27 protein-coding genes are annotated in these 23,564 nt (G+C 72.1%); 26 read left to right on the forward strand and 1 reads right to left on the reverse strand.

The window, feature by feature from the left end; translation table 11 throughout:
- The first annotated feature begins 96 nt into the window (after nucleotides 1–96).
- The 25 genes from R3E98_04765 (at nucleotide 97) to R3E98_04885 (ending at nucleotide 21,935) form a co-directional block, all read left to right on the forward strand.
- Complete coding sequence (locus tag R3E98_04765; GenBank protein ID MEZ4422696.1) at nucleotides 97–405, forward strand: FmdB family zinc ribbon protein; 309 nt, start codon at nucleotides 97–99, stop codon at nucleotides 403–405.
- Nucleotides 406–408: 3 nt separating this feature from the next.
- Entirely contained in the window at nucleotides 409–2,103 is a 1,695-nt protein-coding gene (argS, locus tag R3E98_04770) for an arginine--tRNA ligase (GenBank protein MEZ4422697.1), read from the forward strand.
- Nucleotides 2,104–2,129: 26 nt separating this feature from the next.
- Complete coding sequence (locus R3E98_04775) at nucleotides 2,130–3,053, forward strand: PfkB family carbohydrate kinase (GenBank protein ID MEZ4422698.1); 924 nt, start codon at nucleotides 2,130–2,132, stop codon at nucleotides 3,051–3,053.
- Nucleotides 3,043–4,083 carry a phosphoribosylformylglycinamidine cyclo-ligase gene (purM, locus tag R3E98_04780; GenBank protein MEZ4422699.1) on the forward strand — a complete coding sequence of 347 codons (1,041 nt, stop codon included), beginning with the start codon at nucleotides 3,043–3,045 and terminating at the stop codon, nucleotides 4,081–4,083. Before R3E98_04775 ends, purM begins: the two co-directional genes overlap by 11 nt.
- On the forward strand, nucleotides 4,080–5,024 hold the full coding sequence (locus R3E98_04785; protein MEZ4422700.1) for a hypothetical protein: 945 nt from the start codon (nucleotides 4,080–4,082) through the stop codon (nucleotides 5,022–5,024). The genes purM and R3E98_04785 overlap by 4 nt, the downstream gene beginning before the upstream one ends.
- A 3-nt stretch (nucleotides 5,025–5,027) precedes the next feature.
- Nucleotides 5,028–6,131, forward strand: a complete 1,104-nt coding sequence (gene ribD, locus R3E98_04790) for a bifunctional diaminohydroxyphosphoribosylaminopyrimidine deaminase/5-amino-6-(5-phosphoribosylamino)uracil reductase RibD (GenBank protein ID MEZ4422701.1) — start codon at nucleotides 5,028–5,030, stop codon at nucleotides 6,129–6,131.
- Nucleotides 6,131–6,790, forward strand: coding sequence for a riboflavin synthase (locus tag R3E98_04795; GenBank protein ID MEZ4422702.1), 660 nt, complete (start codon nucleotides 6,131–6,133; stop codon nucleotides 6,788–6,790). The genes ribD and R3E98_04795 overlap by 1 nt, the downstream gene beginning before the upstream one ends.
- The gene (locus tag R3E98_04800; protein MEZ4422703.1) at nucleotides 6,787–7,989 is read left to right on the forward strand and encodes a bifunctional 3,4-dihydroxy-2-butanone-4-phosphate synthase/GTP cyclohydrolase II; all 1,203 of its coding nucleotides are present in this window, start codon (nucleotides 6,787–6,789) and stop codon (nucleotides 7,987–7,989) included. The genes R3E98_04795 and R3E98_04800 overlap by 4 nt, the downstream gene beginning before the upstream one ends.
- Before the next feature lie 15 nt (nucleotides 7,990–8,004).
- Nucleotides 8,005–8,475, forward strand: a complete 471-nt coding sequence (ribE, locus tag R3E98_04805; protein MEZ4422704.1) for a 6,7-dimethyl-8-ribityllumazine synthase — start codon at nucleotides 8,005–8,007, stop codon at nucleotides 8,473–8,475.
- Nucleotides 8,472–8,927, forward strand: a complete 456-nt coding sequence (gene nusB / locus R3E98_04810; GenBank protein ID MEZ4422705.1) for a transcription antitermination factor NusB — start codon at nucleotides 8,472–8,474, stop codon at nucleotides 8,925–8,927. Before ribE ends, nusB begins: the two co-directional genes overlap by 4 nt.
- The gene (locus R3E98_04815) at nucleotides 8,924–10,042 is read left to right on the forward strand and encodes a glycosyltransferase family 4 protein (protein ID MEZ4422706.1); all 1,119 of its coding nucleotides are present in this window, start codon (nucleotides 8,924–8,926) and stop codon (nucleotides 10,040–10,042) included. Before nusB ends, R3E98_04815 begins: the two co-directional genes overlap by 4 nt.
- Nucleotides 10,043–10,054: 12 nt before the next feature.
- A complete protein-coding gene (gene raiA, locus R3E98_04820) occupies nucleotides 10,055–10,372 on the forward strand; it encodes a ribosome-associated translation inhibitor RaiA (GenBank protein MEZ4422707.1) in 318 nt (105 codons plus the stop codon).
- On the forward strand, nucleotides 10,369–11,331 hold the full coding sequence (gene hprK / locus R3E98_04825; GenBank protein MEZ4422708.1) for an HPr(Ser) kinase/phosphatase: 963 nt from the start codon (nucleotides 10,369–10,371) through the stop codon (nucleotides 11,329–11,331). The genes raiA and hprK overlap by 4 nt, the downstream gene beginning before the upstream one ends.
- Entirely contained in the window at nucleotides 11,324–11,746 is a 423-nt protein-coding gene (locus R3E98_04830) for a hypothetical protein (protein ID MEZ4422709.1), read from the forward strand. Before hprK ends, R3E98_04830 begins: the two co-directional genes overlap by 8 nt.
- A complete protein-coding gene (locus R3E98_04835; protein ID MEZ4422710.1) occupies nucleotides 11,721–12,224 on the forward strand; it encodes a PTS sugar transporter subunit IIB in 504 nt (167 codons plus the stop codon). The genes R3E98_04830 and R3E98_04835 overlap by 26 nt, the downstream gene beginning before the upstream one ends.
- On the forward strand, nucleotides 12,224–12,874 hold the full coding sequence (locus R3E98_04840) for a PTS sugar transporter subunit IIC (protein MEZ4422711.1): 651 nt from the start codon (nucleotides 12,224–12,226) through the stop codon (nucleotides 12,872–12,874). The genes R3E98_04835 and R3E98_04840 overlap by 1 nt, the downstream gene beginning before the upstream one ends.
- A complete protein-coding gene (locus R3E98_04845; GenBank protein MEZ4422712.1) occupies nucleotides 12,871–13,617 on the forward strand; it encodes a PTS system mannose/fructose/sorbose family transporter subunit IID in 747 nt (248 codons plus the stop codon). Before R3E98_04840 ends, R3E98_04845 begins: the two co-directional genes overlap by 4 nt.
- Nucleotides 13,614–13,898, forward strand: coding sequence for an HPr family phosphocarrier protein (locus R3E98_04850; GenBank protein MEZ4422713.1), 285 nt, complete (start codon nucleotides 13,614–13,616; stop codon nucleotides 13,896–13,898). The genes R3E98_04845 and R3E98_04850 overlap by 4 nt, the downstream gene beginning before the upstream one ends.
- Nucleotides 13,895–15,643, forward strand: a complete 1,749-nt coding sequence (gene ptsP / locus R3E98_04855; protein ID MEZ4422714.1) for a phosphoenolpyruvate--protein phosphotransferase — start codon at nucleotides 13,895–13,897, stop codon at nucleotides 15,641–15,643. The genes R3E98_04850 and ptsP overlap by 4 nt, the downstream gene beginning before the upstream one ends.
- Before the next feature lie 107 nt (nucleotides 15,644–15,750).
- A complete protein-coding gene (gene metK, locus R3E98_04860) occupies nucleotides 15,751–16,929 on the forward strand; it encodes a methionine adenosyltransferase (protein MEZ4422715.1) in 1,179 nt (392 codons plus the stop codon).
- A 121-nt stretch (nucleotides 16,930–17,050) separates the two neighbouring features.
- Complete coding sequence (locus tag R3E98_04865; protein ID MEZ4422716.1) at nucleotides 17,051–17,581, forward strand: bifunctional nuclease family protein; 531 nt, start codon at nucleotides 17,051–17,053, stop codon at nucleotides 17,579–17,581.
- 15 nt (nucleotides 17,582–17,596) lie between these two features.
- A complete protein-coding gene (locus R3E98_04870) occupies nucleotides 17,597–18,739 on the forward strand; it encodes a carboxypeptidase-like regulatory domain-containing protein (protein ID MEZ4422717.1) in 1,143 nt (380 codons plus the stop codon).
- On the forward strand, nucleotides 18,736–19,485 hold the full coding sequence (recO, locus tag R3E98_04875) for a DNA repair protein RecO (protein ID MEZ4422718.1): 750 nt from the start codon (nucleotides 18,736–18,738) through the stop codon (nucleotides 19,483–19,485). The genes R3E98_04870 and recO overlap by 4 nt, the downstream gene beginning before the upstream one ends.
- Nucleotides 19,482–21,383, forward strand: coding sequence for a selenocysteine-specific translation elongation factor (gene selB, locus R3E98_04880; GenBank protein MEZ4422719.1), 1,902 nt, complete (start codon nucleotides 19,482–19,484; stop codon nucleotides 21,381–21,383). Before recO ends, selB begins: the two co-directional genes overlap by 4 nt.
- 99 nt (nucleotides 21,384–21,482) lie before the next feature.
- Nucleotides 21,483–21,935 carry a hypothetical protein gene (locus R3E98_04885; GenBank protein MEZ4422720.1) on the forward strand — a complete coding sequence of 151 codons (453 nt, stop codon included), beginning with the start codon at nucleotides 21,483–21,485 and terminating at the stop codon, nucleotides 21,933–21,935.
- A 27-nt stretch (nucleotides 21,936–21,962) separates the two neighbouring features.
- Here R3E98_04885 and R3E98_04890 read toward each other — a convergent pair whose 3' ends face one another.
- The gene (locus tag R3E98_04890; GenBank protein MEZ4422721.1) at nucleotides 21,963–22,415 is read right to left on the reverse strand and encodes a PTS sugar transporter subunit IIA; all 453 of its coding nucleotides are present in this window, start codon (nucleotides 22,413–22,415) and stop codon (nucleotides 21,963–21,965) included.
- Between the two features lie 132 nt (nucleotides 22,416–22,547).
- On the opposite strand from R3E98_04890, the gene dusB reads away from it, so the two are divergent.
- The gene (dusB, locus tag R3E98_04895) at nucleotides 22,548–23,540 is read left to right on the forward strand and encodes a tRNA dihydrouridine synthase DusB (protein MEZ4422722.1); all 993 of its coding nucleotides are present in this window, start codon (nucleotides 22,548–22,550) and stop codon (nucleotides 23,538–23,540) included.
- Nucleotides 23,541–23,564: the final 24 nt, after the last annotated feature.

Genomic DNA, 23,564 nt, shown 5'->3' on the forward strand with positions numbered 1-23,564 from the left:
GTGGGGCACACCCGATCGCGGCAGGCTTCGTGCTGGTCGCTCCGGGGGCACCCGGTTAGCTTTTCATGTTTGCCCACGGACCGCTTGCAGACGCCCATGCCCACCTACGAATACCGCTGCCCGGACGGCCACGAGTTCGAGGTCTTCCAACGCATGAACGACCAGCCCGGAGCCGACTGCCCCGTGTGCGGCCAGCCGGCCACGCGGCAGCTCTCGGCCGGAGCGGGGCTGCTGTTCAAGGGCTCCGGCTTCTACATCACCGACTACCGGGACAGCGACTACAAGAAGAAGGCGGAGAAGGAGGGGGGCGGCGCCGCGAAGACCGATGCGCCCAAGGCCGATGCATCCAAGGCCGACTCGCCCGGGAAGCCCAAGGCCGACTCGTCCGGGAAGAGCGACGGCTGAGGCATGGCCCAGGACCTCCTTCGCGCCGCCCTCGAGCGGGCGCTCGCCGACCTCGGGGTCGGAGACCACGAGATCCGCTTCGAGCGCCCCCGCGATCCCACCCACGGGGATCTCGCCACGAACGTCGCCCTCACGCTGTCCGGCCGTCTGGGCCGCCCGCCCCGCGCCATCGCGCAGGAGCTGATCGACCGGCTCGACCTTCCGCCGGACACCATCGAGTCCGTGGACATCGCCGGCCCCGGGTTCCTCAATTTCCGCTTCGGCTCGGGCGAGATCGCCGACGAGCTGCGCGGGATCCTGGAAGGCGACAAACGCTTCGGCCGCGGGGACGTGGGCCGGGGCGAGCGGGTGATGGTCGAGTTCGTCTCGGCCAATCCCACCGGGCCGCTCCACCTGGGTCACGGCCGCCAGGCCGCGCTGGGCGACGCCATCGCGTCGCTCCTCGAATGGACCGGCTGGAAGGTCCAGCGCGAGTTCTACTACAACGACGCGGGGCTGCAGATCGAACGCCTCGCCCAGTCCGTCTGGGCGCGCTACCACCAGGTGCTGGGCCGTCCGGAGCCGGTGCGCGAAGACGGCTATCACGGCCACTACGTGATGGACATCGCGCAGGCCTTCCACGCGCAGGTGGGTGACCTCTACGAGGGGATCGCCTCCACCGAAGCCCTCGACGCGATGCGGCGCTACGCGGTGGACATGATCCGCAAGGAGCAGGACGAAGACCTGCAGCAGTTCGGCGTCCTGTTCGACGAGTACTACCTGGAGTCGTCGCTCTACACGGACGGACGGGTCAAGGAGACCGTGCGGCGTCTGCGCGAGACGGGCCTGGTCTACGAGGACGGCGGTGCGGTCTGGCTACGGACCACCGAGTTCGGTGACCAGAAGGACCGCGTCATGATCAAGAGCGACGGGTCGCCCACGTACTTCCTGCCGGATGTCGCCTACCACGTCACCAAATGGGAGCGCGGCTTCAAGCACGCCGTCAACGTGCAGGGCTCGGATCATCACGGTACGGTGGCGCGCGTCCGTGCGGGGCTGCAGGCGCTCGGCCTGCCGGAGAACTATCCGGAGTACGTGCTCCACCAGATGGTGACCGTGGAGCGCGAGGGCGAAGAGGTGAAGCTGTCCAAGCGCGCCGGCTCCTACACGACCCTGCGCGCGCTCATCGACGAGGTCGGGGCGGACGTGACCCGGTACTTCTTCCAGATGCGCAAGCCCGATGCGCACCTGGTGTTCGACCTCGACACGGCGCTCGACCGCTCCGAGAAGAACCCTCTGTTCAAGATCCAGTACGCGCACGCCCGCATGTGCTCCGTCTTCGCCAAGGCTGGCGTGGATGCCACCACCGTGCACGGGGATGCGGAATTGAAGCGGCTGCGCGAGCCCGCGGAGCGCGACCTGGTGCGTCAGCTCGGCGAATTTCCCGAGGTCGTGGCGCGGGCCGCGGAGCAGCGTGCGCCCCACGTCCTGTGCGACTACCTGGAGCGCACCGCCGGCACCGTGAACTCCTGGTATCATTCCGGGAACCCGTCGCGGAATCCCGGCCTGGCCGTCCTGGTGGACGACGCCGCCCTGCGGGGCGCGCGGCTCGTCCTCACCCGGGCGGTGCAGATCGTGCTGCGCAACGGGCTGTGGATCCTCGGCCTCACCGCGCCCGAGCGCATGGAGCGCGAGGACGAGGCTCCTTCACCCTCCTGATCCCCCGAAAGAAGCGAGGTCGTTTCGTGTCGGTCCTGGTCGTTGGTAGTGTCGCGTTGGATTCGGTGATCACGCCGTTCGGCAAGGCCGACGAGGTGATCGGCGGCTCCGCGGTGTTCTTCTCCGCGGCGGCTTCGCTGTTCACCGATGTCCACGTGGTGGGCGTGGTCGGGCCCGACTACCCGCGTGCCGACCTGTCCTTCCTGACCGACCGCGGGGTGGATCTGTCCGGGGTGGAGACGGCGGAAGGCGAGTCGTTCCGCTGGGCCGGGAAGTACAGCTACGACCTGAACTCGCGCGAGACGCTGGACACGCGCCTCGGCGTGTTCGCCGACTTCCAGCCCCGTATCCCCGACGCCTTCCGGAACGCGCGGACCGTCTTCCTCGGCAACATCCACCCGTCGTTGCAGGCGAGCGTGCTCGATCAGGTGGAGCGGCCGGACCTGGTGGCCTGCGACACCATGAACTTCTGGATCAACGGAGCCCGCGCCGAGCTCGAAGCCCTGTTGGGGCGGGTGGACCTGTTGATGGTCAACGACGAGGAGACCCGGCAGCTCGCGGACGAACCCAACCTGGTGAAGGCCGTGCGCTGGATCCAGGAGCGCGGTCCGCGCGCCGTGGTGGTGAAGAAGGGGGAGCACGGCGCCATGCTGTTCCACGAGAACGAGATCTTCTTCGTGCCCGGCTACCCGCTCGAGGACGTGCGCGACCCCACGGGGGCGGGGGACTCGTTCGCCGGTGGCTTCCTGGGCTACCTGGACTCCACGCCGCACTGGGACGATGGCGCCTGGCGCCGCGCGATGGTCTACGGCTCGGTGACCGGATCGTTCGCCGTGGCCGACTTCTCCGTGCGGCGCTTCCGCACGCTGAGTCGGGACGAAGTGGCCGAGCGAGCCCGCCTGTTCCGTCGCCTGACGGCCGTCGAGTTCGAGATCGCCGATGCGCTCTGAGACCGGCGGTGTCGACTACCGGGCCACCGGCGTCGATCTCGACGCGGCCGAGCGCGCCAAGGAGGGGCTGCGCGAGCTGATCGCGCGCACGCGCGACACCAACACGCTGTCCGAGCTGGGCAGCTTCGGCGGTCTCTATGCCGTCCCGGACGGCGCCCGGCGGCCGGTCCTCGTCTCGAGCGCCGACGGCGTCGGTACCAAGCTCAAGGTGGCGTTCCAGAGTGGCCGACACGACACCATCGGTCGCGATCTGGTGAACCACTGCGTCAACGACATCCTGGTCCAGGGGGCCCGTCCGCTCTTCTTCCTGGACTACCTGGCCACCGGGGTGCTGGACGGTGCCGTGGTCCAGGACGTGGTGCGGGGCGTGGCGGAAGCCTGCATCGACAACGGCTGTGCCCTGCTCGGCGGGGAGACGGCGCAGATGCCCGACTTCTACGCCGCGGGCGAATACGACCTGGCCGGTTTCATCGTAGGGCTGGTCGAGCGGGACCACCTCGTCGATGGCTCCGCGATCCGTGAAGGGGACGCGCTCGTCGCGCTGGGATCGTCCGGGCTGCACACCAACGGCTACACGCTGGCCCGGCACATCGTGTTCGAACGGGCCGGGCTCGCGCTCGGCGACGAGCTTCCCGGTACGGGCGCTGCGGTGGTCGACGTGCTGCTCTCGGTGCACCGCAGCTACCGCTCCGCGCTGCTGCCCGAGATCGAGGCCGGCATCGTGCGGGGGCTGGCCCACATCACGGGGGGAGGCATCCCGGGCAACCTGCCCCGGGTCCTGCCGGCAGGGCTCGGCGCCCGCGTGGATACGCGCAGCTGGGACGTCCCCGCGGTGTTCGGCTGGCTGCAGGAGGCGGGGGGCGTGGAGACCGCGGAGATGTACCGGGTCTTCAACATGGGCGTGGGCATGATCGTGGTCGTTCGGCCGGAGGACGTCGACGGCCTCGTCGAGCGCGTCCGCGCGGCGGGCGAGCAGGCCTGGCTCTGCGGATCCGTCGTGGCCGGCCACGGCGTGGACCTGCGGTCGTGAGCACGCGCGCTCCGCGCCGGTGGGCGGAGGCGGCGCTCGCCTGCCTCCTGGGGGCCGGGGCGACCGCTCCGCTCGGGGCGCAGTCGTCGGCCGGGGCGCTGGCCCAGGCCTGCGCGGCGGGGGCTCCCGCGGCGGTCGAGGCCTGTCGGGCGGCCGCGGCCGGGGCCCTGGGCCTCGGTCTGGGGAGCGCGCTCCTGAGCAGCGGTGGGTCGCTCGCGCCGGTGCCTCCCAACACCCTCGGCCGCCGACTCGCGGAGGGGGGGCCGCGGGTGGCCCTCTCGGCGCGTCTGCTCGGGGCCCGGGTGGAGACCTTGGGCCCGGGTCCGGAGCAGCCGCACGAGCAGTGGGGCTGGGGTCTGCGCACCGGCTTGTCCGCGGGCCTGTTCGACGGCTTCCGCCCCGTGCCCAGCGTGGGAGGCGTGTTGAGCGTCGACGGGTTCGCCCACCTGGATCGCCTGGCCCTGGGCTCCGACGCCGTGGCCGAAGGGGCATGGGGGTACGGGGGCGGGCTCCGGATCGGGCTCCTGCGTGAATCCTTCACCGCCCCGGGCGTGTCCGTCGACCTGGCCTGGCAGCGTGCGGGACGGCTCGACCTGGGCACGGGCGCCGCACCGATCGCAACGGTCGAGGCCTCCACACGCTCGGCCCGGGTGAGCGTCGGCAAGGACCTGTTCGGCCTCGGGCTGGTCGCGGGCGCCGGACGCGACTGGACGCGACTCGATCTGGACGTGGACGCACCCGGTGGCGCCCCCGTGTCGGGGACCGTCGAGCCGGCGCGCGATGTCCTCTTCGTGGGGGCGAGCCTCAACTTCCTGGTCGTCCAGGTGGCCGGCGAGGCAGGGTGGATGGGCGGAGCGTCGGATCCCGGACTGGCGGGCGCTCCCCTCGATCCGGGCAGCGACCGGCTCTTCGGAGGCCTGACCGTCCGCCTCGTGTTCTGACCTGTGAACGCGGTCCATCCCGTCGACCGGCTCCACCTCGAGCGGGCGTTCGGCCTGGCGCGGCGGGGATGGGGCCGCGTGCACCCGAATCCGATGGTGGGGTGTGTGCTGGTCCGCGACGGGGCGGTCGTCGGCGAGGGCTGGCATGAGCAGTACGGGGGGCCGCATGCCGAGCGCGTCGCGTTGGGGCGGGCCGGTGCGTCGGCACGGGGCAGCACGGCGTACGTGAGCCTGGAGCCCTGCGCCCACCATGGGAAGACGCCCCCGTGCACGGACGCCCTGATCGACGCCGGCGTGGCCCGCGTCGTCTACGGCGTGGCCGACCCCGACCGCGTGGCCGCGGGTGGCGCCCACCGGCTCGCGGAGGCCGGGGTGGACGTCGTGGGACCGGTGTTCGGCCCCGACCGGGGACGGCAGGAGAACCCCCTGTTCTTCCACGCGCGAGAGGCCGGGGGGCCTTTCGTCGCGCTCAAGCTCGCCATGGGTCTGGACGGCCGTCTCTCCGAGCGGTCGGGTGCTCCGTCACGGGTCACCGGTCCCGAAGCCCGGGCGGAGGCCCACCGGCTGCGCGCCGGCTACGACGCCGTGGCCGTCGGGATCGGGACGGTCCTCGCCGACGACCCGCTCCTCACCGTGCGCGAGGGCCCGGTCCACCCGCGCGTTCCGCCGGCTCGCGTCGTCCTGGACTCGGCGCTGCGCGTGCCCGCGACGGCACGGCTGCTCGCGGACGTCGCCACGCTCCCATTGCACGTCTTCGCCGCGGCGGACGCGGCGCCCGAGGCGGAGGCGCGGCTCACGGAACGGGGTGTGTCGGTGCACCGCGTCCCACGCGGTGCGTCCGGGGCGCTGCAGCTGGGCGCCGTGCTGGATACCTGTGCACGGCTCGGGCTGACCTCCGTCTTCTTCGAGGGTGGGGGGCGCCTGGGCACGTCGCTGCTGGCCGAGGGGCGCGTGGACCGCCTCCATCTCTTCCTCGCGCCCCGCTTCCTGGGCCCGCTCGGCACGCCTGCCTTCGGGGAGGCCCTCACCCCTTCCGGGTGGCGCCCCGTGGAGGAGCCCCGCACGCTCGGGCGCGACCTGCTGCTCACCCTGGAACCGGAGCGCTGATGTTCACCGGGATCGTGGAGGCCGTCGGCGAGGTGACGCGGCTGGAGCCGCGAGGCCGGGAGGGCCGGCGGATGTCACTGCGGGCGCCCGGCCTCGTCGCCTCGCTCGCGCTCGGGGACTCCGTGGCCGTCGACGGCGCCTGCCTGACCGTGGAGACGCTCTCCGAAGACGGATTCACCGTGACGGCCGTCGAGGCTACGCTCGCGCGGACGATCCTGGGCGGGTACCGGGAAGGCAGCGGCGTGAACCTCGAGCGGGCGGCCCGCCTGGGCGATCGCATGGACGGTCACCTGGTGCAGGGCCACGTGGACGGCGTGGGCACCCTGCAGGAGGTGGGCGGGGGGGAGGCTTCGCGCGTCCTGCGCTTCCGGATCCCCGCGGCGATCTGGCGCCAGACGGTCTCGCAGGGCTCGATCGCCATCAACGGCGTGAGCCTGACGGTGCAGCGGCTCCTGCCTCCCGACGAGGTCGAGATCGCCATCATCCCCTTCACGGCGCAGCACACCAATCTGGGCCGCCTCGAGCCCGGGGCGCGCGTCAACGTGGAGGGGGACCTGATCGCGAAGTACGTGGGTAGGATGCTCGCCCCGCACACCGGGGCCGCGGCGGAACCCGACCCGGCCCGGCCCGCGGGCGATCCGGAGGAGGAACGCACGTGACCCGCTTCAGCTCCGTGGAGGAGGCCGTCGCCGCCTTCGCGGAAGGCCGCATGATCATCGTCGCCGACGATGAGAGTCGCGAGAACGAAGGCGACCTGGTCGCCGCGGCCGAGTCGATCACGCCCGAGACGGTCAACTTCATGACCCAACACGGGCGGGGCCTGATCTGCGTGGCCCTCACACGGGAACGGGCGGACGAGCTTTCCCTCCCGTTGATGACCGACAACAACTCCGATCCCCAGCGCACGGCGTTCACCGTCTCGGTCGACGCCCATCAGCGCTTCGGCGTCACCACCGGCATCAGCGCGCACGATCGGGCGACCACCATCCGCCTGCTCGCGGAGCCGTCGACCCGTCCGGACGACCTGCGCCGGCCGGGCCACGTCTTTCCCCTGCGGGCCCAGCCGGGTGGGGTGCTGCGTCGGGTGGGGCAGACGGAGGCCGCCGTGGACCTGGCCCGGCTGGCCGGGCTGCGACCGGTGGGGGTGATCTGCGAGATCCTCAACGCCGACGGCACCATGGCCCGGCGGCCCCAACTCGAGACCATCGCGCAGGAATACGACCTCCCGTTCATCACGGTCGCGCAGCTGGTCTCGTACCGTCTCGGCAAGGAGCGCCTCGTGCGCCGGATCGCCGAGGCGGAGCTGCCCACCCCGCACGGCTCCTTCCGGATCATCGGATACGCCAACGTCATCGACGAGCGCGAGCACGTGGCGCTCGTGCGCGGGGACGTGGAGGGCAGGCCGGACGTCCTGGTGCGGATGCACTCCGAGTGCCTGACCGGAGACGTGTTCGGTTCGCTGCGCTGCGACTGCGGTGCACAGCTGGACGCGGCGATGGCGCGCATCGCCGCGGAAGGGCAGGGGGCCATCGTCTACCTGCGGCAGGAGGGGCGGGGGATCGGCCTCGGGAACAAGCTCCGGGCCTATCACCTGCAGGACCGCGGCCGCGACACCGTGGAGGCCAACGAGGAGCTCGGCTTCGCGCCCGACCTGCGCGACTACGGGATCGGGGCCCAGATCCTGCTGGATCTCGGGCTCAGCTCCATCCGGATCCTGACCAACAATCCCAAGAAGATCGTGGGGCTGGAGGGCTACGGCCTCACGGTCGCCGGCAGGGAGCCGCTGCACATCTCGCCGGATGATCACAACCGGCGCTATCTCGAGGCCAAGCGCGCCAAGCTCGGCCACCTCCTCTGACCCGGAAGCGTTCCCGTGGAGTTCGAAGGACGACTGGACGGCACCGGCCGCCGCGTGGCCGTGGTGGTGTCCCGCTTCAACAGCCTCATCACCGATGCGCTGCTGTCCGGTGCGCTGGACGCGCTGCGGCGACACGGCACCGCCGACGATGCGGTGGACGTGGTGCGGGTGCCCGGTGCCTGGGAGCTCCCTGGAGCGGTGGCGCGGGTGCTGGAGCGCGGCGGGTATGATGCGGTCGTGACCCTGGGGTGCGTGATCCGCGGTGCCACGCCGCACTTCGACTACGTGGCGGGGGAAGCGGCCCGGGGGATCGGTGAGATGGCGCGGACCGCGCCCGTGCCCATCACGTTCGGCGTGTTGACCACGGACACGCTGGAGCAGGCGCTGGAGCGGGCGGGAAGCAAAGCGGGCAACAAGGGGTGGGACGCAGCCGTCTCGGCGCTCGAGATGATCGGCGTCTATGCTGCCCTGGAGCGTGACGCGTGAACCGCGCCGGTCGCGCCCGCAGTCATCTGGACCGCAGCCGCGCGCGCGCCTGGGCGGTCCAGGTGCTGTACCAGTGGGAGATGACGGGCGCGGGGACGCCGCGTGAGGCGCTGGCCGACATGATGCGCCGGCGGCACATCGCGCCTCCCCGCGTGCCGTACCTGCGCGCCCTGGTGGAAGCGTACGGCACCTCGGCGGACTCCATCGACGAGCGCCTGCGGGGCGCGCTCAAGAACTGGCGGCTGGAACGGCTCGCCGCCCTCGACCGGGCCATCCTGCGCGTCGGGGCCACGGAGCTGCTGGCCATGGAAGACGTGCCCGGGAACGCCGCCATCCACGAGGCGGTGCTTCTGGCCGAGCGATACGGCGGCCCCGACTCCCCCCCGTTCGTGAACGGCGTGCTCGAAGCGCTCCGCAGGCTCGCGCCCGAGGGCAGCCTACGCGCGCCTTGAGGATCCTCGTCCTCAACTGGCTCGATCGCGACAATCCCCAGGCGGGCGGAGCCGAGCTGCACCTGCACGAGACCTTCGGCCGTCTCGTCGAGCGGGGCCACCAGGTGGACCTGGTGTGCTCGGGCTGGGACGGGGCCCCGTCGGATGTGCGACTGGACGGCATCGACGTGCACCGCTGCGGAGGCCGGTACACCCACGCGCTGTGCGCGCGCGGGCGCGCCCGCGCGCTGATCCGCGAGCGACGTCCGGACGTCGTCGTCGAGGACCTCAACAAGATCCCGCTCTTCGCGCCGCTGTGGTCGGAGGTGCCGGTGCTGCTGCTCGTGCACCATCTGTTCGGCGAGACCGCGTTCGCCGAAGCGGGCTTCCCTCTGGCTGCGACCACCTGGCTCCTGGAGCGTCCCGTCCCGCGCGTGTATGCGAACGTCCCCGTGGTGGCGGTGTCGGAGAGCACGCGTGCGGACCTGGTGGCGCGCGGCGTGAGCGCCACCCGGATCGCGGTCATCCCCAACGGGCTCGACCACGACCTGTATCGACCGGGGCCTGCGCAGGATCGCTTCCCCGATCCCACGCTCCTGTGCCTGGGCCGGGTCAAGCGCTACAAACGGATCGAGCTGACCCTGGATGCCCTGGTCCAGGTCCGCGCGACGATCCCGGACGCGCGGCTGCTGGTCGCCGGTACGGGTGACCACGAGCCCGCGCTGCGGGCGTACGCAGAGGGGCTCGGGCTCGGGAACGCCGTCGAGTTTCTCGGGTTTGTCTCCGAGCCGCGGAAGGTCGAGCTGCTGCAGAGGGCCTGGGTGCACGTCTTCACGTCCCCCAAGGAAGGGTGGGGGCTGACCAACCTGGAAGCGGCGGCCTGTGCCACCCCGAGCGTGGTCAGCGACTCGCCGGGTCTCCGGGAGTCGGTCCTGGACGGCCGCACCGGGTGGAGGGTCCCGCACGGCGACCTGCCCGCGCTGGGTGCGGCGCTCACCAAGGCGCTCCAGGACGGCCCTGAACGGGCCCGCCGTGGGCAGGCGGCCCTGGAGTTCGCGGCCCGCTTCACGTGGGATCGGACGGCGCAGGAGATGGAACGCGCCCTGCAGATGGCCGCCGCGGTGGACCATCCATAGAATGGGGGAATGATGCAGGTTCGGATCAGCAGCCGGAGATGTGAGGTCCCGGAGGCCGCCAAACGGCGGGCCGAGCAGCGGATCCAGAAGATGGTCCGCTACGACGCCCGCCTGAGCGCCGCCGAGGTGGTGTTCTCGGAGGAGCGCCACGTGCGCAAGGTCGAGGGCATCCTCTCGCTGGACGGTTCCGAGCCCCTGGTGGCCACGGGGGAGGGCGACCAGTTCCTGGAGGCGGTCGATCGCCTGTGCGAGCGCCTCAATCGTCGCCTCCGACGCCGGAGGGCGGCGCTCAAGGAGCGGCGCGTCGGGTCCGGGGACGGGAGCGTGTGACCCCTTCGCTGACCGTCGAGGAGCTCGTCCGGGCGCGCTCGGAGGTCCTCGATCTGACGCCCCTCAACCCGGGGGTCGCACTCGACCGACCCATCCGCGATCCGGACGTCTCGGGTCCCGGCCTCGCGTTGGCGGGGTTCTTCGAGCGCTTCCCGGCCGATCGCGTGCAGGTGTTCGGCGAGACCGAGATGAAGTACCTGGCCACGCTTTCGGCAGACGTCGCCGAAGCCCGCATCCGGGATCTCTTCGGGCACGGCATGCCGGCGGCCTTCGTCAGCAAAGGCCTGGAGGTGGCGGACTGGTTCGTGGAGGCGGCCACGGCCCAGGGGGTGCCCCTGTTCCGCTCTCCGCTCCCGACGCGGGAGGTGTTCCGGATCGTGGCGCCCTGGGTGGAGGGTGGCCTGGCCCCGTCCGAGGCCCTGCACGGATCGCTCGCCGACGTCTACGGCGTGGGCTTGCTGTTCACCGGGGACTCCGGCGTCGGCAAGTCCGAATGCGTGCTCGATCTCGTGGAGCGTGGGCATCGCCTGGTCGCCGACGACATGGTCATCGCCGCTCGTCGGGGACGCACGGTGCTCATCGGTCGTGCGCACGATCGCCAGGGCCACCACATGGAGATCCGCGGCGTCGGCATCATCGACGTGCAGGCGCTCTTCGGGATCCGCGCCATCCGCCAGCAGAAGCGCATCGAGGTCGTCGTGAACCTGGCGTTGTGGAACGCCGAGACCACCTACGATCGCACGGGTCTGCAGCGGAGCTCCCGCACCATCCTCGGCGTCACGCTTCCCGAGATCACGATCCCTCTGAATCCGGGAAAGAACGTCACCGTGATCTCCGAGGTCGTGGCCATGGACCACCTGCTGCGCTACTCGGGGGTGGATTCGGCCCAGGCGTTCGACCGGCGCCTCCGCGCGGCCATGGCTCCCGTGCGCGAGTACCTCGAGGAGGACTATGAGTGAGCCCGGCCCGGCCGTGCAGGGCGTCGTGTTCGCCCACGGAGCCGTCGCGGCCGCGCTCGTCGATGCGGTGTCCCAGATCACGGGTGTCCGGGACGCCCTCGTGCCCTTGAGCAACGAGCAGGTGGCGCCCACGGTCCTCGCCGAGCGCCTGCGCGAGGCCGCCGGTGCCGGGCCCACCCTCATCTTCACCGACCTGCGCAGCTCGAGCTGCTCCGTGGTCGCGCGCCGCGCGGTCGAGCCCGACACGCGCTGGGCCGTCGTCTGCGGTGCCAATCTGCCCATGCTGCTCGACTTCGTGTTCAACCGCACCTTGCCGCTGGACGTGTTGGTTGCGCGCCTGGTGGATCGCGGCCGCGAAGGCGTGCTGGCCGTCCTGCAACCATCCCCCGATGTCGATCGCGCTGATCCGGGTTGACGAGCGCCTGGTCCACGGGCAGGTGGTCGTGGGCTGGGGAGGCCTGCTCGGCGCGGCGCACTACGCCGTCGTCGACGACGAGCTCGTGCACAGCCGCTGGGAACAGGAGCTCTACGAGCTGGCGCTGCCCGCGGGTGCGGAGCTGCGCTTTGCCTCGGTGCAGGCTGCCGCCGCGCTCGTCGCGGAATGGGACGGAGAGGATGTTCCCGCCATCGTGCTCGTGCGCGACCTGGCCACCGCGCGTGCGGCCGCGGAGCGGGACGCGTGGGGAGGCCGCCCGGTCAACCTGGGCGGCCAACACGCCGCCCCGGGTCGCAGATCGGTGCTGCCGTACCTGCACCTGAGCGAGACCGACCTCGACGACCTGGCCTGGCTCGCCGAACACGAGGCCGACGTCTACGCCCAGGACGTGCCCGGCGGGACGCGCATCAAGGCCGACCAGATCCTCAAGAAGGGAGCGGCCGCGTGGAACCGGTGATGCTACTGCTCCTGTGCGTCCTGGTGGCGCTGGACAGTGCGTCGCTGGGCCAGTTCATGATCTCGCGTCCCTTGGTGGCGGCTACGCTGTCCGGGTGGATCGTCGGCGATCCCGAGGGCGGCGTCATGATCGGCCTCGTCCTGGAGCTCCTGCAGCTCCCGTTCTTCCAGATCGGCGGCACCCGGGTATCGGAGGGCGGGCTGGGGGCCGTGGTGGGAGCCGCCGTCCTGGCCGAGGCGTCCGGCCCCGGCGGGCTGGCGTTCGGCGTGCTGTTGGGGCTCGTGGTCGCGAACCTCGGCGGGTTCTCCGTGGACGGGCTGCACCGCCGGCAGGCGGCCACCGTCCCGCAGCCCGCGGACGGCCGCCTGACGCCGGCCGCGCTCGGTCGCTTCCACCTGGGTGGGCTGGCGCGTGACGCGCTGCGGGGGGCGGTGGTCGGCGGGGTGGGCCTGGGGGTCGCCGTCTTCCTGGGCGAGACGTTGGCCGGTGGCTGGCTGCTCGACGCCCCGCACACCGACCTCGTGCTGCTGGCGGCCGCCAGCTTCTCGGTGGGGGCGTTCTTCCACAACCTGGGCGCGGCGCGCCGGTCGATGGGCGCGCTGCTGGTCGGCGCCCTGCTGGGGCTTGCCGTCACGGTGGCCGTCGGATGAGCCGGGCCGGCGCTCCGCCCCGCGGGCTCGTGCTGCGCTCGCTCCTGGTCCAGGCCTCCTGGAATACCCGCACCCAGATCGGCGCCGGCTTCGCCTGGGCTCTGCTGCCCTTCCTGCGACGCGCCCGGGGCGCCGATCCGGAGGCCCTCGAGCGCGCGGTGGCCCGCCATGCCGCCCCCTTCAACGCGCACCCCTACCTCACCCCGCTCGCCCTCTCCGCCGTCGCGCGGCTGGAGGCGGAGGGCGCCTCCCCGGAGACCATCGACCGCTTCAAGACCGCCCTGCGCGGTCCCCTGGGCGCGCTGGGCGACCGACTCGTATGGGCCCGCTGGCTGCCCTGCACGCTGCTGTTCGCCTGTGCCGCCGCCCTGGCCGGGGCGCCCTGGTGGGCGGTCGCCGGAGGCTTCCTCCTCGTCTACAATGCAGGTCATCTGGCCCTGCGGCTCTGGGGCGCGCGGGTGGGCTGGCAGGCCGGCCGGGACGTGGGCGCCCGGTTGCGGGAGGCGGACCTGGGTCGATGGTCCGAGCGCCTCGTGATCCCGACCGCCGGAGCCTGTGGCGCCCTGGGTGGGGCGATCCTGGGCATGGCGCTGGGCGGCGCCGTCACGCTCTGGCTGCCCGCCCTGGCCGTTGCGGCCATGTTCGCGCTCGGTGTCCTCGTCGGGGAGCGGGGGGCGCGCACCGGCGCGCGCCTGGCCGCCCTGGTGATCCTGCTGTTGTCTGCGTTGGGATGGCTGACATGACGACCCCCGTGACCGCCCGGACCCGCATCGTCAATCCGCTGGGCCTGCACGCCCGACCCGCGGCGGCGCTGGTGAGCCTGGCCGGCCGCTACGCGGCCGACCTGCGTGTGGCCAAGGACGACCTGGAGGTGAACGCGAAGAGCATCATGGGCGTCCTCATGCTGGCCGCCGAAGCGGGCAGCGAGCTGCGCTTCCGCGGTGCCGGGCCCGACGCCGCCGAGGCCCTCGAGGCGCTCGTGGCCCTGGTCGAACGGGGGTTCGACCTCGGGGAGGACGAGTGACCGTCACCCTCCAGGGCTCCCCGGCATCCGAAGGCATCGCCGAAGGGTGCGCCCGCACCCTGGTCTGGCGGGTGCCGGACGTCCCGCACCACACGGTCGCGCCGGACCAGCTCGAGGCCGAGGTGGCGCGATTCCACCGCGCCCTCGACGAGATGCGGGTTCGCCTGGAGGCGTTGCGGAAGAGCACGGAGGAACGGCTGGGACCGGTGGAGGCCCGCATCTTCGAGCCGCAGCTCCTCATGCTCCAGGACGAGCTGCTGGTCGAAGGCACCGTGCGCTACGTCCGGGAGAATCGGCTTTCCGCGGCCCGGGCCTTCGACCTGCGGACGCTCGAGCTGCTGGCCATGTGGAACCGCACCGAGCATCCCATGGTGCTCGACCGGTTGAACGACCTCCAGGACCTCCAGGTGCACCTGCTGCATCTGCTGCTGGATCTGCCGGCGCCCGCCGTCGCGGATCCGCTGGACGGCCCCACGATCCTCATCGCGGACGACCTCACCCCGTCCCTGACCATGCGGCTGGATGCGCGCCAGGTCGTCGGCATCGTGACGGAGAAGGGGACCCGGACCTCCCACTGGGCCATCCTGGCGCGCTCCCTGGGCATCCCGGCGGTGGTGGGAGCGCGCGGCGTGCTGGCCGCGGCGCGGGCCGGGACGCCGGTCTTGATCGACGGCCGCACCGGGCGCGTGGTCCTGGCGCCCACGGATCCCGAGCGGAGGGCCTTCGCCGACCGCCGCGGTCGACTCCAGGCCTGGCAGCACGAGCTCTCCAGCCATGTCGGGCTGGAGACGATCTCGCGCGACGGAGCGCGCATCGCGCTGCGCGCCAACCTCGATCTTCCGGGCGAGGCCGTGCTCGCCCGACGACAGGGCGCGGACGGCGTGGGCCTGTTCCGCACGGAGTTCCTGGTGGTGGGCCGCAGCGCCATGCCGGACGAGGAAGAGCAGTTCGAGGCCTACCGCCAGGTCGTGGAGGCGTTCGAAGGCCGGTCGGTGATGCTCCGCATCTTCGATCTGGGCGGGGACAAGTTTCCGCTCTTCCTCCGCATGCCGGCCGAGGAGAACCCCTTCCTGGGGTGGCGCTCCGTCCGGGTGGTGCTGGACCGGCCGGACATCTTCCGCCCGCAGATCCGTGCGATCCTGCGGGCCGCCGCGCTCGGTGACGTGCGCGCCATGGTACCCCTGGTGAACACGACGGCCGAGCTGGTGGCCGTCCGACGTCTCTTCGACGAGGAGCGCCAGGCGCTCGAGGCGCGCGGCGTCCCGGTCGGACCCTGTCCCCTCGGCGCGCTCATCGAGACCCCGGCGGCCGCCCTGCACGCCGCCGCCCTGGCCCGCCACGCCGAGTTCCTCTCGGTGGGGACCAACGATCTGGTCCAGTACACGCTCGCCGTGGACCGTACCAACGCCCGCCTCCAACAGCTCTACGACCCGTTCCACCCGGCCGTGGTGCGGCAGCTACACCACGTGGCGCGGGTGGGACGCCGCGGGGGGCGTGACGTCACGGTCTGCGGCGAGTTCGCGGGCAATCCGGTCGGGGCATTCCTGTTGCTGGGGCTGGGATTCACGGCGTTGTCGGTGGCCTGGCCGGCGGTCCCGGAGCTGCGCTCCGCGATCCGCGCCATCGACGTGGGCGAGGCCACGCGGTCGGCGCGTCGCGCGCTGGCCGCCACGGACAGCCGGGGGGTCGTGGAGGAGCTGGTCCGGAGCATCGGACCGGCGGTCGACCTCTCGATGTTCTCGTAGACCGCGGGGGGACGTCCCCTGCGCTTGGCGCTCCCGGGGGGGCTGGATAGGTTGGTGCGTCCCACCCGCTGTGCCCTTTCCACGAGCTAGACAAGGAGACGACCCGCGTGGGTTCTCGACTGTACACGTCCGAGTCGGTGACGGAAGGTCATCCCGACAAGATCGCCGACCAGATCTCCGACGCGATCCTGGACGCGATCCTCACGGACGACTCGAAGGCGCGCGTCGCGTGCGAGACCCTGGTGACCACGGGTGTCGCCATGATCGCGGGCGAGATCACCACGTCCACCTACGTCGACGTTCCCGAGATCGTCCGTGCGACGCTGCTCGGGATCGGCTACGACAATGCCGACTACGGCATCGACGGGCGCACGTGCTCGGTGCTGACCAGCATCGACCGGCAATCGCCCGACATCTCCATGGGTGTCGACACGGGTGGGGCGGGGGATCAGGGCATGATGTTCGGCTACGCCTCCAACGAGACGCCCGAGGGCATGCCCGCGCCGATCATGTTCGCCCATCGGCTGACCCACCGCCTGGCCGAGGTCCGCAAGAACGGGCAGCTTCCCTGGCTGCGGCCGGACGGCAAGTCGCAGGTGACCATCGAGTACGAGGGCGGCAAGCCCCAGCGGGTACACACGGTGGTGGTCTCCGCCCAGCACGGGCCGGAGGTGACCCAGGCCGAGCTGAAGGCGGCCCTGGTGGAGCACGTGATCCGTCCCGTGCTGCCGGAGGAGCTGTACGATCCCGGGTCGTGCGTCCTCCACATCAATCCCACAGGGAAGTTCGAGATCGGCGGACCGCACGGAGACGCGGGGTTGACCGGCCGCAAGATCATCGTCGACACGTACGGCGGCATGGGCCGCCACGGAGGCGGTGCCTTCAGCGGCAAGGATCCGACGAAGGTCGACCGTTCTGGCGCGTATGCTGCGCGGTGGGCGGCCCACAACCTCGTTGCGGCCGGCGCTGCTGCGCGGTGCGAGATCCAGCTCGCGTACGCGATCGGTGTCGTGGAGCCGGTGTCCATCTTCGTCGACACCTTCGGTACCGGTGTCGTGCCGGACGACCAGATGGTCGACGCGCTGCGTGAGGTGTTCGACTTCAGCCCGGCGGGGATCATCGAGGCCCTGGGGCTGCGGAATCCCGTCTTCAAGGCGACGGCGGCCTACGGGCACTTCGGACGGGAGTCGCAGTCCGTGGCGCTCGCCGATGGCCGCACCGTGAGCACGTTCACCTGGGAGCGTCTGGACCGCGTGGACGCCCTTCGGACCGCCCTGAAGCTGTGACCGGATCGCACCCGGCCGGGACCGAACCCCCGGCCGGGTGCGGAGTACTAGCCCGAAGTCGAAGGCCGACGCGTTCGGCGGACCCGCCACTGGGAGTCTTCGGGTGCTGGTCGAGGTTCGGGTGCACAGTCTCGGGATGGACCGGGTCGCCAACCAGCCGGTGGTGATCCTCCAGGAGCGCGGCGGCAGCCGCGTGCTCCCGATCTGGATCGGCCCGAACGAAGCGAACGCGATCGCCACGCAGCTCGCCGGCCTGACCCCGCCGCGCCCCCTCACGCACGACCTCCTCGTCTCGGCCCTCAAGGGCATGGGGGGCACCGTCTCCAAGGTGGTCATCGCGCGCGTGCACGAGAACACGTACTACGCCGAGCTCATCGTGCGGCGTGCGACCGACATCGTCACCATCGACGCGCGACCGTCCGACTCCATCGCCGTCGCGTTGCGGACGGACGCCCACATCTTCGCCGAGGACACCCTGCTGGAGGATCGCACCATCGAGGTGCTCGGTGCGGGGGAGGAGGAAGAAGAGGGCGAGGCTGCGGGTCCCGCGGGCGGCTCTCCCGGGCCCCGTCCCAGCCCCATGGATGCCGACGAGCTCCAGGCCTACCTCCGGCGCCTGGACCCGGAGGACTTCGGGCGTTTCCGGCCCTGACCGGTCCCATCGTCGGTGTGGCCTTCCCCCGTCCGTAGCCTGCTGCTGGCCGCCCTCGTCGTGGGGCCGACCGCTGCCGGGGCCCAGGTACCGGCCGACCTCCCGGTCCTCGAGGGCCGCGTGGTGCGCGTCGACGGGGCGCCGGTCGCGGGCGCGGACGTGCTGCTCCACCGGGTCGCGGTCGATTCGGCCGGCGAGGTGGCTCGCCTGACGAGCGACGCGGACGGCGCCTTCCGCTTTCGCTTCCCGTACGTGCCCGACCCCCAGCGTCTCCGTGAGGTCTTCTTCGGGTCCGTGCGCCACCAGGGCATCCTCTACTTCGGCGGGACCCTCACCACCGCCGCCGACCTGGACAGCCTCTACGTCATCGAGGTCTATGACACGGCCGCGGCGCCGAGCGGCGGGGCGCCGCTGGCCATCGAGGCCCGCAACGTCGTGCTGGAGCCGTCCGATTCAGGATGGCGGGTCACCGACCTCGTGGAGATCCGCAACGACTCCTCGCGCACGTGGGTGAGCGCCACGCCGGGGGAGCCCGTCTGGTCGCTGCCCTTTCCGCCCGGCAGCACGGACCACCAGGTCGGCGACTCGGACCTTCCCCCCGACGCGGCCCGCTTCGTGGAAGGGCGGGCCGAGCTCACGGCGGCGGTGCCGCCCGGGACGCGGGTCTACCTCTTCCGGTACGTCGTGCCGGACATGGCCTTCACGCTGCCGGTGGCCGCACCGACCGCCCACCTGGACCTGCTCATCCGCGAGCCGGCGCCGGACCTCACGGTGCTCGGCCTGGAGGGGGCCCCGCCGGCGGAGCTGGAGCCGGGCACCACCTTCCGCCGCTTCGTGGGGGAGGACGTCGCCGTGCCCGCCGTCCGCGTGCTTCCGGGGGGTGGGGAGGAGCCGCTCCCGCTGGCCGGCATGATGGTGGGCCTCGGTCTGGGCCTGGGGCTGGTCGGGCTGTGGGCGGCCCTGCGGGCCCGGGGCGGGCAGGGCCCCGTGCCGGCGGGTGCAGGCCCGACCCGGGAGGAGCTGATCCTCGAGATCGCGCGACTGGACGCGGCGTTCGCGCGGGAGGCTTCGCCCGACCCGGCCGCCGTGCGCGCCTACCACGACCGCCGCGCCGTGCTACGCAGGGCGCTCGGGGAGCCGCCCGGTCGGGACACGTGAGCGCCGTCCTCTCGCGCGCCCTCGTGCTGCGCGCGACGCCCTACGGAGAGACCAGCCAGATCGTGCGCCTCCTGACCGAGCGCTGGGGGATGGTGGCGGTCGTGGCGCGTGGGGCCCGGAAGAGCGGGGGGAAGGGGGGCGCGGTGCTCGAGCCGTTCGGGACCGGTGAGCTGGCGCTGCGGTACCGGGACGGGCGTGACCTCCAGACCCTCCACGGTTTCACGCTGGAGCGTGCACGTCTGGGCCTGGTGGCGCCCGCCACCCGGTTCGCCGGCGCGTCCGTCCTGGCGGAGCTGCTGCTCCGGGCCGCACCCGAGAGCCCGCAGATGGACCTGCTCCGGACCGTGGAGGAGGCGCTGGACCGACTGGAGCGGGTGCCCGCGGACGCCGTTCCGGGCATCCTCCTGTCGGCGCTGTGGCAGACGGTGGGCGCCCTCGGATACGAGCCCGCCCTCGACGCCTGTGTCCGGTGTGCCCGGCCGCTGGACGACGCCGAGGTGGGGCGGTTCGACTTCGGCCGGGGCGGCGTGCTGTGCGCGTCCTGCGGGAGCGCCGCGCCGGGGCCCCGCGTGGGGCCGGGTGCGCGAGCGGAGCTCGCGGCGTTCCTGGACGGCGGTGCGGCGGGTGAGGTGGGGACCGACCACCTCGTGCCCCACCTGCGCCTCCTGGGCGACTTCATCACCTACCACGTGGCCGAGGGGCGACCGCTGCGTTCCCTGGACCTCCTGCTGGGGCTGCTGGGATGACCCGCCACGTCGGAACGGTCGGCACGGCGGGTCACATCGACCACGGGAAGACCACGCTGGTGCACGCGCTGACCGGGGTGGACACCGACCGGCTCGCCGAGGAGAAGGCGCGCGGCATCACGATCGAGCTCGGCTTCGCCGAGATGGACCTGGGCGACGGCCTGGCCGCGGGCGTGGTGGACGTTCCCGGCCACGAAGGCTTCGTGCGCACCATGGTGGCCGGCGCCAGCGGGATCGACCTCGGCCTGCTCGTGGTGGCGGCCGACGAGGGCATCATGCCGCAGACGACCGAGCACCTGGCGGTGCTCCGGCTCCTCGGTGTGGAGGCGCTCGTGGTGGCCCTGACCAAGGTCGATCTCGTCGACGAGGAGTGGTTGGATCTGGTGCAGGAAGAGGTGACCGCCCTGCTCGAGGGGACACCGTATTCGGGCGCCCCTCAGGTCCCCACGTCCGCCCGGAGCGGGTCGGGGCTGGACGTGCTCCGGCTCGCGGTGCGGGAGCGGCTCCAGGCCACCCGCGCCCGTGCCGTCGACGACCTCGTCCGTCTTCCGGTCGACCGCTGCTTCACCATCCGAGGCACCGGCACCGTCGTGACCGGGACCCTGTGGAGCGGGCGCGTCCGCGTGGGCGATCGCCTGCACGTCCGCCCGGGTGCGGCCGAGGTCCGCGTGCGCGGCCTCCAGGTGCACGGCCGGCCCGTGGAGGAGGCGCGCGCGGGGGAGCGCACCGCCCTGGCGGTGACGGGGGCCGACGCCGAGGCCGTGCAGCGGGGGGCGGTCCTGACGGACCTGACCGAATGGACGGCGGACCGTCGTCTCACGGTGTGGGCGGAGAGCCTCCCCGGCGGGGGCGGATGGAGCCGGGGGGAGCGGGTGCGCGTCCACCTGGGCACCGCCGAAGCGTTCGCGCGCGTGCTTCCGCTCGGCGCCGACCGCATCGAGGATGGCGCGGCCGGCTTCGCCGAACTGCGCTCGGCTCAGCCCCTCCCGGCCCGGGCCGGCGACCGCATCGTCCTGCGCAGCCTGAACCCGGTCCGCACGGTGGGTGGGGCCCAGGTGCTGGAGCCTCACCCCCCGCGGCGGTCGCGGAAGCGTCCCCTCCCCGAGACGGCCCTCACCACCCTGTCCTCGGGTCCGGTGGCCGACCGCGTGGCGGTGGTCCTGGAGCGGGCCGGGCCCGAGGGCGCCATCGTGTCGGAGCTGCCGGTCCTGACGGGATGTCCTCCCGAGGCCTGCCGATCCGCGTTGGGAGAGGTGGGGGCCTGCCTGCGCGGACGCAACGCCTGGGCGGCGTCCGTGGTGGAGACGGCGGCCCGGGGCCTGGAGCGGTGGGTGCGCGAGGCGCTGACAGCCGATCCCCTGGCCCCGGGCGTGGCGCCCGAGGCGGCCCGACAGGCGGCGGGCGGCGGGCCGGTCGCGGAGATGGCCCTGGACGCCCGGATCCAGGGAGGCGTCCTGGAGCTGGCGGAGGGCCTGCTCCGGCCGGTCGGGCACCGGGTGGATCCCGGACCCGATGAGCGCCGTCGACTCGACCGGATGGCGGCTGGATACCGGAGCGCCGGGTTGGAGGCCCCCACCGTGGAAGCCGTGGCCGCCGCCGTGGAGGAGCCCGATCCCTGGCCGCTGGTGCGCCACCTGGAACGGGAGGGCGTGCTGACCCGGGTGGAGTCGGAGTTGTTCGTGTGGTCGAGCGCGCTCCGGGAGGCTTCAGACCGGGTGGTCGAGGAGCTTGGAGGCAGGGAGGGGTTGGGGCCCCAGGACTTCAAGGGGGCGTTGCCGCTGTCCCGCCGGCACCTTCTCCCGATCCTGGGTTACCTCGACCGAGAGGGGGTGACACGACGTGACCAGGCCGGACGCACGGTATCGACCCGGGCCGACCTCGCCCCTCCGGCATCTTGACCGCCCGCGCAGCGCCCCCGTATGCTGCAGCACGTCCCGCGTGAGCGGCTGGATTCCTGGAGGCTTATCGGTCCGACGGCTACAGACTTCGAGGCAGACGTGAAGGCTCCGCTCGGGCGACTCTTCGCCCTCGCGATCGTGGCCTTCCTTCTGGCCGTGACGGCATCGGCCGCTTCCGCCCAGCAGACGGGGGAACAGGGGCGACCGACGCCTCAGTTCGAGTTGGAACAGAACTACCCCAACCCCTTCAATCCTGAGACACGGATCCCCTTCGTGCTCAGTGAAGGACTGTTCCAGGACGGGCGGCCGGTTCGGGTCACGATCCGCATCTACAACATGCTGCAGCAGTTCATCGCCGCCCCCACCGCGCTCGGTGTGGGTGGGGGTGAAGGCTTGCCCGTGGACAACCTCGAATACGGGGTGCCCGGTCGCTACGAGGCGTACTGGGACGGGAGGGACCGCAACGGAGCACAGGTGGCATCCGGTGTCTATTTCGTGCAGCTCACGGTGAACGGGCGCACGCAGATCAAGCGGATGCTGGTGGCGAAGTAGCGAGCCGCGTTCCGACTCGCCCCGTCGTCAGGGGGCCCGGGACGCCAGCAGCTCGAGGAAGTCGTCCGCGCCTTGCGCCTTGAGCAGCAGCTCCGGCACCTGCGGATCCTTCGCGAACTGCGCGATCTTCCCCAGCACCGGCAGATACTGGTTGGACACCTCGAGCGGCGGCGCCACGATCAGGAAGAAGTGCTGCACCGGCTGTCCGTCGATGGCCTTGAAGTCCAGGCCGCTCGGCTTGCGTCCGTAGGCGAGCCGGAGCCGGCTCACCACCAGGGAACGGCAGTGCGGGATGGCGATGCCCTTGCCGATCCCGGTGGAGCCGAGCTTCTCCCGACGGCGCAGGGTCTTGAGGAGAGTGGCCTCCGACTTGTCGTCGAGGCGCAGAAGATGGATCAGCTCTTCGAGCGCGTCGTCCTTGGCCTCGGCCTTGAGGTCGAGTGCGACGGAGTCCGCCGTGAAGAGATCGCGTAGCCTCATGTCCAGCCATCCTCGGTGATCGAGGGGCCCGGGGTTCCAGGGGAAGCGCGAAGGTTACCCGGAGGGCTCCGAGGTGTAAAGGGTTCCGCGGGCGCCCTTCAACCGGTTCGACTGCCGATCTACGTTCCTGCCATGGCCGACGACTTCATCGATCTCCTGCGCGGGATGCGCTCGCCGCTCTTCCTGGCCCCCCAGGCCGGCGTGAGCGAGTCCCCCTTCCGCCGTCTATGCCGGTCCTTCGGCGCGGACGTGGTGGTGAGCGAGTTCGTCTCGGCGGACGGGATCGTGCGGGAGAGCGAGCGTAGCGCCCGCTACCTCCGCTTCGACGTCGAGGAGCATCCGATCGGCGTCCAGATCTTCGGCTCCGATCCGGAGATGATGGGGCGAGCGGCCGCGCACGTCGCGGAGACGTTCGGCCCGGACTTCATCGACATCAACTTCGGATGTCCGGTCAAGAAGGTGGTGCGACGCAATGGAGGCTCCGGGTGCTTGCGCGACCTGGACCTCGTCGAGGACATCGTGCGTGCGGTCGTGGCGGCCACCGCGCTGCCGACGACCGTCAAGATCCGCAGCGGGTTCGACGAAGCCACCCGCGATCCCGTGGGGATCGCCGTGCGCTGCGAAGCTGCGGGTGCGCGCATGCTGACGCTCCACCCCCGCACGCGCGCCGACATGTACTCCGGGCACGCCCGTTGGGACGAGATCCGTTCCGTCACCGAGGCCCTGACCATCCCGGTCATCGGGAACGGCGACATCCGCACCGGCGACGATGCCGCCCGGATGCGTGACGAGACCGGCTGCCATGGCATCATGATCGCCCGCGGGTCGCATGGCGCCCCCTGGATCTTCCGGGAGGCGCGCGCCGCGCTGGACGGGCGTCCTGTGCCCGCCGCTCCGGACGTGGGGGAGCGCTTCCGCATCTGCCTGGCCCATGCCCGCCACGCGCTGGACTTCGGGGGCGACCGGGAGCGGGCCCTCCTGGAGTTCCGCAAGCACCTGGCCTGGTACACGAAGGGCCTGCCGGAGGGGCGTGCGCTCCGGGTCCGGCTCTTCGAGGCCGCCACCCTGGACGACGTGCAGGCGCTGCTGCGGGAGTACGTGGAGGCGTCGCTGGCGACCGCCTGACGCGGACGGGGCAGGGGGCCGGGG

This window comes from Gemmatimonadota bacterium (genome assembly GCA_041390125.1).
GTDB lineage: Bacteria > Gemmatimonadota > Gemmatimonadetes > Longimicrobiales > Gaopeijiaceae > JAGQIF01.

What these genes read in the sequence shown, in the direction of transcription:
- R3E98_04765 (MEZ4422696.1), top strand. Translation starts at nt 97, where the DNA reads ATGCCCACCTACGAATACCGCTGCCCGGACGGCCACGAGTTCGAGGTC.
- argS (MEZ4422697.1), top strand. Translation starts at nt 409, where the DNA reads ATGGCCCAGGACCTCCTTCGCGCCGCCCTCGAGCGGGCGCTCGCCGAC.
- purM (MEZ4422699.1), top strand. Translation starts at nt 3,043, where the DNA reads ATGCGCTCTGAGACCGGCGGTGTCGACTACCGGGCCACCGGCGTCGAT.
- R3E98_04795 (MEZ4422702.1), top strand. Translation starts at nt 6,131, where the DNA reads ATGTTCACCGGGATCGTGGAGGCCGTCGGCGAGGTGACGCGGCTGGAG.
- raiA (MEZ4422707.1), top strand. Translation starts at nt 10,055, where the DNA reads ATGCAGGTTCGGATCAGCAGCCGGAGATGTGAGGTCCCGGAGGCCGCC.
- R3E98_04830 (MEZ4422709.1), top strand. Translation starts at nt 11,324, where the DNA reads ATGAGTGAGCCCGGCCCGGCCGTGCAGGGCGTCGTGTTCGCCCACGGA.
- R3E98_04835 (MEZ4422710.1), top strand. Translation starts at nt 11,721, where the DNA reads ATGTCGATCGCGCTGATCCGGGTTGACGAGCGCCTGGTCCACGGGCAG.
- R3E98_04840 (MEZ4422711.1), top strand. Translation starts at nt 12,224, where the DNA reads ATGCTACTGCTCCTGTGCGTCCTGGTGGCGCTGGACAGTGCGTCGCTG.
- R3E98_04845 (MEZ4422712.1), top strand. Translation starts at nt 12,871, where the DNA reads ATGAGCCGGGCCGGCGCTCCGCCCCGCGGGCTCGTGCTGCGCTCGCTC.
- R3E98_04850 (MEZ4422713.1), top strand. Translation starts at nt 13,614, where the DNA reads ATGACGACCCCCGTGACCGCCCGGACCCGCATCGTCAATCCGCTGGGC.
- selB (MEZ4422719.1), top strand. Translation starts at nt 19,482, where the DNA reads ATGACCCGCCACGTCGGAACGGTCGGCACGGCGGGTCACATCGACCAC.
- R3E98_04890 (MEZ4422721.1), bottom strand. Translation starts at nt 22,415, where the DNA reads ATGAGGCTACGCGATCTCTTCACGGCGGACTCCGTCGCACTCGACCTC.
- dusB (MEZ4422722.1), top strand. Translation starts at nt 22,548, where the DNA reads ATGGCCGACGACTTCATCGATCTCCTGCGCGGGATGCGCTCGCCGCTC.